Annotated in this window: 10 protein-coding genes and 1 riboswitch; of the genes, 1 reads left to right on the forward strand and 9 read right to left on the reverse strand. The window is 43.5% G+C overall.

Annotation, left to right across the window (positions count from 1 at the left end; genetic code table 11):
- Positions 1-33: 33 nt before the first annotated feature.
- The 4 genes from NSQ34_RS17525 to NSQ34_RS17540 all read right to left on the reverse strand — a co-directional run bounded on the left by NSQ34_RS17525 (position 34) and on the right by NSQ34_RS17540 (position 5533).
- Positions 34-1047, reverse strand: coding sequence for an ABC transporter permease (locus tag NSQ34_RS17525; protein WP_098677110.1), 1014 nt, complete (start codon positions 1045-1047; stop codon positions 34-36).
- Entirely contained in the window at positions 1044-2540 is a 1497-nt protein-coding gene (locus NSQ34_RS17530; protein ID WP_176967124.1) for a sugar ABC transporter ATP-binding protein, read from the reverse strand. Before NSQ34_RS17530 ends, NSQ34_RS17525 begins: the two co-directional genes overlap by 4 nt.
- Positions 2541-2609: 69 nt before the next feature.
- Complete coding sequence (locus tag NSQ34_RS17535) at positions 2610-3728, reverse strand: sugar ABC transporter substrate-binding protein (protein ID WP_034281327.1); 1119 nt, start codon at positions 3726-3728, stop codon at positions 2610-2612.
- A gap of 170 nt (positions 3729-3898) precedes the next feature.
- Positions 3899-4008: riboswitch (SAM riboswitch) on the reverse strand.
- A 97-nt stretch (positions 4009-4105) separates the two neighbouring features.
- Positions 4106-5533, reverse strand: coding sequence for a right-handed parallel beta-helix repeat-containing protein (locus tag NSQ34_RS17540; RefSeq protein WP_176967123.1), 1428 nt, complete (start codon positions 5531-5533; stop codon positions 4106-4108).
- 367 nt (positions 5534-5900) lie between these two features.
- On the opposite strand from NSQ34_RS17540, the gene NSQ34_RS17545 reads away from it, so the two are divergent.
- Positions 5901-6992 carry a branched-chain amino acid aminotransferase gene (locus tag NSQ34_RS17545; RefSeq protein WP_024426445.1) on the forward strand — a complete coding sequence of 364 codons (1092 nt, stop codon included), beginning with the start codon at positions 5901-5903 and terminating at the stop codon, positions 6990-6992.
- A gap of 316 nt (positions 6993-7308) precedes the next feature.
- On the opposite strand, the gene NSQ34_RS17550 is transcribed toward NSQ34_RS17545, so the two are convergent.
- From NSQ34_RS17550 to NSQ34_RS17570, 5 genes are all read right to left on the reverse strand, one after another.
- Positions 7309-7707 carry a hypothetical protein gene (locus NSQ34_RS17550; protein WP_176967122.1) on the reverse strand — a complete coding sequence of 133 codons (399 nt, stop codon included), beginning with the start codon at positions 7705-7707 and terminating at the stop codon, positions 7309-7311.
- A 118-nt stretch (positions 7708-7825) separates the two neighbouring features.
- Positions 7826-9154: a 6-phospho-beta-glucosidase gene (locus NSQ34_RS17555; RefSeq protein WP_342500980.1), complete on the reverse strand. Its 1329-nt coding sequence runs from the start codon at positions 9152-9154 to the stop codon at positions 7826-7828.
- Positions 9151-9477 (reverse strand): PTS lactose/cellobiose transporter subunit IIA, encoded by a 327-nt coding sequence (locus NSQ34_RS17560; RefSeq protein ID WP_024427495.1) that lies wholly within the window; start codon positions 9475-9477, stop codon positions 9151-9153. Before NSQ34_RS17560 ends, NSQ34_RS17555 begins: the two co-directional genes overlap by 4 nt.
- A gap of 26 nt (positions 9478-9503) precedes the next feature.
- Positions 9504-10853, reverse strand: a complete 1350-nt coding sequence (gene celB / locus NSQ34_RS17565; protein WP_024423868.1) for a PTS cellobiose transporter subunit IIC — start codon at positions 10851-10853, stop codon at positions 9504-9506.
- A gap of 14 nt (positions 10854-10867) precedes the next feature.
- A complete protein-coding gene (locus NSQ34_RS17570) occupies positions 10868-11173 on the reverse strand; it encodes a PTS sugar transporter subunit IIB (protein WP_024423869.1) in 306 nt (101 codons plus the stop codon).
- Positions 11174-11279: the final 106 nt, after the last annotated feature.

Consider the following 11279-nt stretch of genomic DNA (forward strand, 5'->3'; position numbering starts at 1 on the left):
GAGAGGACTCGAATGGTTTTAAAAAATACGCAGTTAGCCTCGTTGTTTGTAATATGTCAGCGCCAGTGCAAGGGCCAGCACAGAGCCTTTCACAATATCCATTGCATAATAAGGGACAGACATCATCACAAGCCCATTTTGTAAAATACCGATGAGTACAGCCCCGATAAAAGTGCCAAATGCGTTTGGCTTACCTGCTCCCATGACGGAAAAGCCGATAAAAGCAGCCGCTACTCCATCCATTAAATATGGTGCACCCGCATTAATTTCTGCTGTCATGACCCTTGATGCCAGCACGATACCGCCGATCGCTGCAAATAACGCAGAAAGCAGATAGGCCGCAATTTTGTATTTGTTCACATGTATGCCAGACAAACGAGCCGCTTCCTTATTCCCACCGATGATGTACATGAATCGGCCGTGCTTTGTGTAGGTCATGAAAACATGCGCAAAGAGTACAATGGCAGCCATAATAAGAATGATATATGGCACCTGTCCAATTTTGCTGAAAAAGGCAGGAATCGTTCCCGTTGAGAACGTGCCATCGGGAAGCACCATATTTTCAGAAATGGTCGCCCCTTTCGTATACGTTTGAGCCAGCCCTTGAATGATAAACATCATGGCTAATGTCATGAGCATATCTGGAATTTTCATTTTGACGATCATCCATGCATTTAGCAAACCAACAATGATAGAAGCCGCTAGTGCAGAGAGGATTGCAATCAGTGGGTTTTGCGAGAACCATACGAACATAGAAATGACAATCGCATTTGATAGCGTAGCGACTGATCCAACTGATAAATCAAAGCCGTTTACTGCCAATGAGATGGTTAAGCCCACCGCAATGATGGTCACAATTGAGATAGACCGTAGAATATTGATGATATTTCCTGATTGCAAAAACGCTGGATTCGCTGCCGCAAATATTACAATCAACACAACAATGGTTAAGATTGTGCCATATCGATAAAAGAAATCAAACAGATGAAAGGATGGCCGCTGTTTTTTAATTTGCTGCACAGGGGCTGGAATTTGTTGTTCGCTCATGATTGTCCTCCTGTTGAATGATATAAAAGCTCCTCTTCAGTCGTCGGTGCGGTCATTTCCCGGGTAATGCTGCCATCATATAACACGTATACCCGGTCAGCGATGCCTGCAATTTCTGACAGCTCACTCGACGCATAAATGACAGATTTTCCGCGGGCGGCAAGCTCTGCAATCAAAGTGAAAATATCTTTTTTCGCTCCAACGTCTACACCTTTGGTTGGTTCATCAAAGAGATACACATCTGCCTCAGCCAGCAGCCATTTTCCGATAGCAACCTTCTGCTGATTTCCACCCGATAGGTGCTTCACCTTTGCTTCAAGCGACGGCGTTTTGACACCAAGTCGTTTGACGATGTCGTCTGCTTCCCGCTTTTCCTTCGAACGATGTAAGAAGCTGAATATCCGTGAAAATGAGTGAAGACTTGCAGCCGTTAAGTTCCACCCCACGCTCTCTTCGGTCAGAATCCCTTCTTTTCTCCGCTCTTCCGGCACAAGAGCCATTCCAGCTCTCACCGCTTGATGAGGCGATGTGATGCGGATGGTTTGACCATGAAGCTGCACGGTCCCCGTCTTTTTTTCTGAGGCACCGAAAAGGGCTTTGCACAATTCTGTTTTACCAGCACCGACAAGTCCTGCGATCCCGAGAATTTCTCCTTTTTTGACATAAAAGTGAATGTTGTTTAATTTATGTTGATCGTTTAGCTCTTTCACTTCAAGCACAATAGGTGCATCTTTCAGTGGCCTGCGAGACGGGAATTGCTCCTCTAATGGTGCGCCTAGCATTTCTTCAATGACCTGCTGCGGATTTGTGTCTTTGACAAGGTGAGCTGCGACATCCGTTCCATTTTGCATCACAGTCAATTCATCACAGATGGTGAAAATTTCAGGCATGCGGTGAGAAATAAACACGATCCCCGTCCCATTCTGTTTCAACCGATCAATCATTGAGAATAATTTGCTTGTTTCTGCATGACTAAGCGGAGCCGTTGGTTCATCTAAGATTAAAATGCTGCATTTAATGGAAACGGCCTTGGCAATGAGCACCATCTGTTTTTCGGCAAGGGTCAGATCGCTGACAAGTCGTTTTGTGGAGATGTCGATGTCCATTTCTTTTAATAGCTGAGCCGCCTTGCGATGCAGCTCTTTCCAGCTGACAAATGTTTTTTTCTCAATTTCATGCATCATCATATTCTCACCAACACTTAAGTAGGGAACAAGAGCCGTATCCACTTCTTGATGGACCGTCTGCACACCATATGAGGATGCATCCTTTGGGGTTTGAATGGATGCCGCCTGGCCATTGATGTAGATGGTCCCGTCGAAGTGGGAATGAGCGCCAGAAAGAACCTTCATTAACGTTGACTTCCCAGCACCATTTGCTCCAATCAGTGCATGGACCGTCCCTTTTTTTAATGTGAAATTCACTTGATCTAACGCTTTGACCCCTGGGAATTCAATTGAAATATTCTTCATACGAACAAGCGGCGCTGTCATAGGTGTCCTCCTTCTCTTGATATCATCTGAAAAACGAAACACCCTCTATGGAAAGAGAGTGCACGTCGCTTATTTTGTATAATGCTTCTTCAAGGTCTTCATCCAATCTTCCTCAAAAGCAGTCGATGAACCAAATCCCTTCACTTCGTCTGCAAGATTGACCATGTTAATGGCTTTTCCTGCTTGTTGAAGCTGCTTTTGCGAGATGAGAGAGGCCTCAAGGTCATAGGAAGACGGTGTTTTCTCACCAGCTATTTTCTTCGCAAGAATCCTCACGTCGACTGCGCCGATGAGCTTCGGATCAACCGCTGCTGTGTACTTCCACGGACTGTCCTTCGCTGTCATTTCTTGAAGATCCGCATTTGATACATCAATCCCATAAATCTTCACTTCTGTTCTTCCTGCTTCCTTTAACGCTCTTGCTGCCCCAATGGCAAAGGCATCCCATGTGGCAAAAATAGCGTCCAGCTTGCCCTTTGGATACTTATTCAGCATGGCTGCTACTGCATTTTGCGTTTGAACAGACGTATCAGAGGAGGCAATACCAAAGCGGTCAAGCTCCTTGATTCCTGAATGTTGTTTAAGCGTTTCTTGATAGACCTTATTTCGTCTCACCATTGGCGGGAATCCATCTACCCAGAGGTACGCAATATTTGCTTTTCCTTTAAAATCAGACACTAGCGCATCTAATGATTTTTTCGCTAATTGCTCATCATCTTGAGATGTCACTGTGACCCCTTTGATGTCCTTCAGCTTAGGATTCGAATCAAATGCTACAACTGGAATGCCTTTCGCTGTGATCTTTTTCACATCAGCGACTGTCGCCTCGTCGTCCCCGTGAGAGATGATAAAGCCATCATAATTTTCTTCAAGCGCCTGAGAGATGGCATCATGGAACTTCGCTGTATCTCCATTTGCGGTGTAGACATCTACCGTAAAGCCGAGTGCTTCACCTTCTGCCTTGGTTCCAGCTAAAAATTGAGCTGTATGATCGTCTCCTCCAATTTTGCGGATGACTTTAATTTTTGCTCCCTGTCCCTTTGCAAATCGCTTCGGTACATTGTCAAAAGAGACTTTTTCGTTCGTATTTGCCTTTGAGCCTGCACTTGATCCAGTGCCGCAGCCTGTTAATAGGACGGTTAATGCCGTTAATAAGACAAGACATGATGTAAAATGCTTACGCTTCATTGCTGTTCCTCCTCAAGTTGTTTTGATTTTTCACATCGGAAAACTAGGTAAAAAAGTGGAAATACGCCTGTAAAACAGGCATTTGATTCGAAAAAGAGACGAAAAAAAGCCTCTCTTGGAAAGAGAGGCTTGATCACCGTTGCATGAAACATGTATCGGGAAGTCTTCCTCTCTTATCTGTCAAAGCTGTAACAGCTTTGCAGGAATTAGCACCAATTTCTAAAATAGAAACGGTTGCCGGGCGTCATAGGGCCAGTCCCTCTGCCTCTCTTGATAAGAGATCCGTTATGAAATTTGTTTTCGTTGAAATGTCTTCTTTACTTTAATGTGATGTCACATCAATGTCAATGACTTTTTTGAAAATTCCTAAAATATCATCAGTTTCCGATGATTTTCTTCGCAGGTGATGATTTCTTCAGACGGAAATCATATTTTTTCTCATTCACAAATTGCGGGTTAAGATGTGCTGATCCTTTATCTTGACCGCTTTTAGAGAGAAACGTTTTGTAGCCTTCCAGCCATTTCCCGTACCATACCCACTGTGATGCTTTTGCACCTTTGCGGTCATCATAAACGTTCTTCTGGAAGGTATTCTTTTGGTTCACTTGATAAAGATTCACGACCAAGTAATGCGAGGCACTAGCGGTCATGATATTATTCGTGATTCGATTGTTCACTGCTTGATACTGCATCAGCAATTGACCGCCTTCTAAACCGGCTGTGTCATTTTTGTACAAAGTATTATGTGAGATCGTCGTATTAGTTGTACCGCCACGCTTCTTATCATAGCCGCCAATAGAAATTCCTGTATAACGGTTCAAATACACTTGATTGTGTTCGATGCGGATGCGGTCCGCCATTTTTCCTTTATGTTCGCTTGTGACTTCAATCCCTAGGTCATTGTGATGTGAAATATTATGATCGATCACAATGTCTTTTCCGCCATCAACATAAATTCCGCCAGCAGAAATGTCGCTGCCATAGGCTGGGTTCCCTGCACTCGTAATCTCATATACTTTGTTTCTTGAGACGACACCGTTTCTGACTTGATCATACTTTTTAGAGGGTGCCACGTTCTCAAATCCAATTAAATCAATGCCAATATTATCAGTGTGCCGGACCGTATTATGTGTCACACGGAACTTTTTCACGTTCCCATTTAGCACAAGCGCTTCACTGAAGCCCAGCTTTAATTTTTCAACGGTATTTCCTTTGATTTCAATGTCTTCAATCGCTGCTGGAGCTTTTGTCCCATAGACAGCAATTCCATGTGCATTTCCATTTTCATGTTTCGTCTGAATATCATACACTCGGTTATTAAGCAGTTTGACGCCTTTGCCGCTTCCTTTGATGAAAATACCAACTGGTGTTAAATCTTCTTTATTCGTCTTAAGGTGTCCTACAGTCAGGCCTTTGAGGGTGATGTAGCTCTTTTGATCGATCGTGACAAGACCGCCATCGGCTTGATTTCCTTTAAGGGAAGCCCCGCTAATCACAGGTTTTTCTTTTCCGTAAGCTTGAAAGACAACGGGTGCTTTCTTTGTTCCTGAATGGCGGACAATCAATTTTTCTTTGTATGTGCCGCCTCTCATGTAAATGGTTGCCCCAGCCTTCGCCATACTTGCCGCTTTTTTCAGCGTACGGAAAGGTTTTTGCTTAGTTCCCGGGTTTTTGTCGCTTCCGTTTACCGCTACGTAATAGGCTGTGCTTTGCTTAGCGCCAGCCTCATCTGTCATCGCTTGACAGCCAAAGCTGATTACGGTCATGAATAAAATGAGTAAAATGCCTGGTATCGCTCGTTTCATCTTGTTGTTTGCTCCTTTCCCTTCTCTCCTTCCTTTATCGGTTAAAAAAAAGAGGATTAAAATATGACGATGTCCCTTGCAATGTACTAGTCAAAAGGTGTATGGTTGAAAGAATATCTTACAGGAAAACCATTCGTTTTTAAATTGTCAGATTAATCAGTTAATATTGTATTTGGATTTTATTTCTTTTTTAAAAGGGGTGACATGAGCCAAACTGACAGCAGAGAGAAGGAAAGCGCTTTAACAGATTTTTCTTGTCTGAATTACAGAAAACCTATTGCTAATATTTTGTGAAGGTATAGAATAGAATCATAATTATTTCATATTATTAGAATTTTCAAATAATCAAACAGCAAGGAGATTTACAATGCCAAAACAACCCATCCGCGTTGAACTTAGTTCAACAAAAAAACCAAAACCTCAATCTGATCAACTTGAATTCGGAAAAATCTTCACAGATCACATGTTTGTGATGGATTATTCAGTTGATAAAGGCTGGTACGATCCAAGAATTATCCCTTATCAAGCCATTCCAATGGACCCAGCGTCGATGGTCTACCATTATGGTCAATCTGTTTTTGAAGGCTTGAAAGCTTATGTTTCTGAGGATCAAAAAATTCTCTTATTCCGTCCGGAAAAAAACATGGAACGCTTAAACAGATCCAATGACCGCCTGTGTATTCCGCAAATTGATACAGAAACAGTATTAGAGGGCTTAAATGAACTCATTCGTATTGATAAGGATTGGGTACCTGATGCAGAGGGAACTTCCTTGTATATTCGTCCATTCATTATTTCCACTGAGCCGTATTTAGGCGTTGCACCGTCTAGCACGTATAAGCTGCTCATTATCTTATCTCCTGTGGGATCATACTATAAAGAAGGCATTCATCCGGTTAAAATTGCAGTTGAAAATGAGTTTGTCCGTGCCGTTAAGGGTGGAACAGGAAATGCCAAAACAGCTGGAAACTATGCCTCAAGCCTTAAAGCACAGCAGGTTGCTGAAACGAAAGGATTTTCACAGGTTCTTTGGCTTGATGGGGTCGAGAAAAAATACATTGAAGAAGTCGGCAGCATGAATATCTTCTTTAAAATCAATGGCGAAATCGTGACGCCTGAATTGAACGGCAGCATTTTAGAAGGCATCACACGCAACTCTGTGCTTGAACTGTTAAAGCATTGGGGAATTCCAGTAACAGAGCGCAAAATTTCAATTGATGAGTTAATTGAAGCACATCAATCTGGCGAGCTTGAAGAAATTTTCGGAACTGGAACGGCAGCCGTGATCTCTCCTGTCGGGGAATTAATTTATCATGATCAGCCATATGTGATCCAAAATGGTCAAACAGGCGAAGTATCGAAGAAATTGTACGAAGCCATTACTGGCATCCAAAAAGGGACACAGCCAGACATCTTCGGCTGGACAGTTGAAGTTGACTCAGTCGTCAAGCAAGCATAAGCATATAAAAAGAACCTTTCAATCATGAAGGGTTCTTTTTTGTTTATTTACCTCTCTTTTATCCCTTATAATGGTAAATACACATGAATAAGGGGAGTGATGGTATGTTTTTTACTTATCTACTAGCATTCTTTGGAATCTGCATCGGATCGATGATCGTCGCCACTGGTTTCGACGATTCACCTTTCCTCACCCAGTTTTTATTTAAGGCTCTTGGAATCTCTATCCTTGCTCTTTCCATCTCTTTTGTAAAGGTCCGACGAAAGAAGTTACAGAAACAAAAGCGAAATAGACTTAGTTGACCCGTCTCTTCCCATCAAATCGTGCACCAAAACAAGACCGATACCCCAACAATCGCCCCTGCGTATATCCACTGTCTCCTTTTGATGCTCCGCTTTTTTTCGATCTGTAAAAAGATCTCTGGCAAAAAGATGATCATGATTTCTAGGATAAAGACAAGATAATAAACAAGCGGCATTGGCTGGAAATCAAATTTCCTTGCATCTCCTCCAATCGTTGCAAAATACATCAACAGATTGGTCACGGGAATGGTAAAACAAACGAGCAGGCGGAGAACATAGATCCACACATATTCCTTATGCCGAATGAGGCCAACAAATGAAGCAATAAGGCCATACAAAAACAAGATCACTGTACCATAACTCATGACAGGCTGTACGACAAACCCGTAAAACATTAAACCAATTGCAACCATATTCCAACAGTCCTTTCTTTGAAGCCATACATGCTGTTTTTTCTAATCATACACTTCTTTCTCCAGTTTCCATATGGGGCAATCAAAAAAATGACCCCATTAAAGGGGCCATTATGTGTTAAGTATTGACTGATTTGAAGAATTGCGGTAAATACTCACGATGCGCTTCGAGCATTTCGTCTAAAATTTGCTTTGCAATGTCGTCAGATGGGACGAGCGGGTTGATGGTCATCGCCACAAGAGCCGTCTCGTAATCTCCAGTCACAGCCGCTTCTGCTGCCACACGCTCGAATGATTTGATTTGTTGAACGAGTCCTCTTACAGCTACAGGAAGATCACCTGTCGCGATTGGTTTCGGTCCGTCCTTTGTAATGATACAGTTTACTTCAACCGCTGATTCAGCCGGAATGCTGGCAATCGCCCCTCTGTTCACTGTATTGACTGGTTGAATGTCGTGCTTATCATTATAGATAGAGCTGATTAAGTTACAGGCCGCATCGCTGTAATAGGCCCCGCCTCTTTTTTCGAGCTGCGGTGGTTTAATCGACAAATCAGGATCTTTATAAAGCTCAAATAATTCCTGCTCGACCTGCTGCACAACCTCTGCTCGTGTTCCTTTCTCTTGAGCCGCCTTTTGCTCTTCTTCCAGCATATCTTTCGTTTTATAGTAATAGCGGTGATACGGACATGGGATGACCCCTAATCCTTTCACAAAAGAAGGCTCCCAGTTTTTCGCTTCAATGTTTTTCATGGACCACTGGCTGTTTGGATTTCCTAGTTCATCAAGCACTTGATCCATAATGCTGACCCCGTCTAAATATACGTCTAATCCATAGACCATGTGATTGAGACCGGCAAACTGTACCTCGATGCGTTCAACGTCCACATCAAGCGCTTTGGCAATCCCCATTTTGATCCCAATCGGCACATTGCATAGACCGACCACTTTTTTTAGATTCGTGTAGCGTAAAACAGCTTCTGTGACCATGCCGGCTGGATTTGTAAAGTTCACAAGCCATGCGTCTGGGCAAAGCTCTTCCATATCCTTCACAATGTCTAGAATGACTGGGATGGTCCGAAGGCCTTTAAATAAACCGCCTGGTCCGTTCGTTTCCTGACCGATGACGCCGTATTTAAGCGGTATTCTCTCATCCTTTGCCCGTGCTTCCAGCAGTCCTACACGAAATTGTGTCGTCACAAAATCTGCGTCCTTCAAGGCCTCCCGGCGGTCAAGAGTCAGGTGTACCTCAATCGGCAGACCTGCTTTTTCAACCATACGTTTCGCCAGAGCGCCTACGATGTTTAACTTTTCCTGACCCGCTTCAATATCCACAAGCCATAATTCTTTTACAGGCAATTCTTGATATCGTTTAATAAACCCTTCGACGAGCTCAGGCGTATAGCTCGATCCACCGCCTATTGTGACAATTTTGATTCCTTCTTTCATGAATTGACACCTCCGAGTTGCTTCATTTTTTCATGGAGCTCGATGATTTCTGCTGCGAGCTCCTTGACGGTCATTGCGTTCATGAGATGATCCTGCGCATGAATCATTAAGAGACTAATATCCGTCTTTTCGCCCCTGATTTCTCCTTGGATCAGCTCTGTCTGTGCGTGATGCGCCTCATTTAACGCGTCTTGTGCGTCCTGCAATTTTTGCTTCGCCTCATCAAAGTTTCCTTGTTTTGCACATGTAATGGCCTCCATCGCGGAGCTTCTGCCATTTCCGCCGTGCAGGATGAGTTGAAACACAATTTGTTCCATTTCCATCGGCCGCATCCCCCTTGTTCCCTCTATTACATGCTGACGACATTTTCATCAGTTGATGCTTTTGTTTCTAGCTCACTTTCTTCTTTCAATTTCTGCTTATCCCACATTCTAAAGAATGGGTAGTATAGAGCAAATGACAGCGCAAGGTTAATCAGCTGCATGACAGCACCAGAGATTTTGCCTCCTGTGGCGAGATAGCCTGAAATGATTGGCGGCATGGTCCATGGGACAGCAATCCCGGCTGGTTTTGCCACAAGCCCTGTGCTCATTCCGATATATGTGGTGATGATCATCATGATTGGCGTAAGGATAAACGGAATGAGGAGCATTGGGTTCATGACAATCGGCATTCCAAAAATGATTGGTTCGTTGATGTTAAAGATGGCTGGCCCAATGGCAAGGCGGCCAAGCTGTTTCATTTGTTTACTTCTGGCGCGTAAGATCATGGTCAGCACCAAAGCAAGCGTTGCTCCGCTTCCGCCGACGTTGATGAAGATTTCAAAGAACTGCGCTGTGAAAATATTCGGCAGTACTTCTCCTGCTTGGAATGCAAGACGGTTCTCATCCATTGCACCGAGCCAAATTGGCCCCATGACGCCGCCGACAATGGTTGCTCCGTGAATACCACATGCCCAGAGGAGCATTTGCACACCCATCGCAACGATACTGCCGCCTAAGCTGCCACCAAGAATCGATAGCGGTGTGCCAATTAAGACCGTGATGATATTATGAATACTCTCAAAAGGTGTCATCTCAATCACAAGTCTAGCGACCCAGATCAGGGTGATGACCACAAAACCTGGAATAAGTGCAATAAACGATTTACTGACTGCTGGCGGTACACCATCAGGCATTTTGATAACAATGTTCCGCTGTACAATGAAGCGGTAAATTTCGGTTGAAAGCATGGCAATAATCATGGCAACGAATAAACCTTTACTGCCCATCAGTGTGACAGGAATTCCCCCGCCAACTAAGATAGCTTCTGTTGAGCCTTCAGGTGTGAAAGGTACTTGATATGGTGTAGCCAAAAGGAAAGCCGCAACAGCGATCGCACCAGATGATAGCGCATCAACGGCATACTTTTCAGCAAGCCTGTAAGCAATCCCGAAGGTCGCAACAAGTGCCATAATGTCAAAGGTTGCATTAACAGGATAGGATAGTTTCGTGGCCCATTCTGCTCCGAAGATACTTGCCATAAAATCGCTGTATCCTGGAATCGGAAGGTTGGCTAAAATGAGAAACAGTGAACCGACAATAATGAGAGGCATCGTTAAAACAATTCCGTCACGCAATGCTTGTAAATGTCTTTGAGCGGCAATCTTCCCTGCAAACGGCATGACCTTCTCTTCTAGAAATCGGTTGAATCCATTCATCCCCTCCGCCCCCTTTATCCGTTCACTAACTGTTCAGCAGATTTTAAAACCTCAGCGCCATTACAAACGCCATAATGCACAGTATTAATCACGTCTACTGGGATTCCTTTTTCTTCTCCGAGCTTTTTCATTTGTGGTAATAAATATCGAACCTGAGGTCCTAATAAAAGCACATCGGCTTGATCAATATGATTTTTCGCAGAATCTCCTGATACTGCCCAAATACGATATTCTTTTCCTTGTTCTTGTGCGCTTTTCTCCATTTTTGTGACAAGTAAGCTTGTGGACATACCTGCTGCGCAAACCAATAAGATGTTCATGTGTAAACGCCCCCTTTTCAAAGTGTGAAGCTATTCTTTACACTTTCATCATATTATGAAACCGCTTTCATAAACACCCATACTTTTTCCTTTAGGAAGCGGAAAA

The organism is Bacillus sp. FSL P2-0069 (genome assembly GCF_038593315.1).
GTDB classification, from domain to species: Bacteria; Bacillota; Bacilli; order Bacillales; family Bacillaceae; genus Bacillus; species Bacillus safensis.

Bases quoted from the DNA above. Each gene is read 5' to 3' on its own strand.
- NSQ34_RS17545 (WP_024426445.1), top strand. From the start codon at position 5,901: ATGCCAAAACAACCCATCCGCGTTGAACTTAGTTCAACAAAAAAACCA.
- celB (WP_024423868.1), bottom strand. From the start codon at position 10,853: ATGAATGGATTCAACCGATTTCTAGAAGAGAAGGTCATGCCGTTTGCA.
- NSQ34_RS17550 (WP_176967122.1), bottom strand. From the start codon at position 7,707: ATGGTTGCAATTGGTTTAATGTTTTACGGGTTTGTCGTACAGCCTGTC.
- NSQ34_RS17530 (WP_176967124.1), bottom strand. From the start codon at position 2,540: ATGACAGCGCCGCTTGTTCGTATGAAGAATATTTCAATTGAATTCCCA.
- NSQ34_RS17570 (WP_024423869.1), bottom strand. From the start codon at position 11,173: ATGAACATCTTATTGGTTTGCGCAGCAGGTATGTCCACAAGCTTACTT.
- NSQ34_RS17540 (WP_176967123.1), bottom strand. From the start codon at position 5,533: ATGAAACGAGCGATACCAGGCATTTTACTCATTTTATTCATGACCGTA.
- NSQ34_RS17535 (WP_034281327.1), bottom strand. From the start codon at position 3,728: ATGAAGCGTAAGCATTTTACATCATGTCTTGTCTTATTAACGGCATTA.
- NSQ34_RS17560 (WP_024427495.1), bottom strand. From the start codon at position 9,477: ATGGAAATGGAACAAATTGTGTTTCAACTCATCCTGCACGGCGGAAAT.
- NSQ34_RS17525 (WP_098677110.1), bottom strand. From the start codon at position 1,047: ATGAGCGAACAACAAATTCCAGCCCCTGTGCAGCAAATTAAAAAACAG.
- NSQ34_RS17555 (WP_342500980.1), bottom strand. From the start codon at position 9,154: ATGAAAGAAGGAATCAAAATTGTCACAATAGGCGGTGGATCGAGCTAT.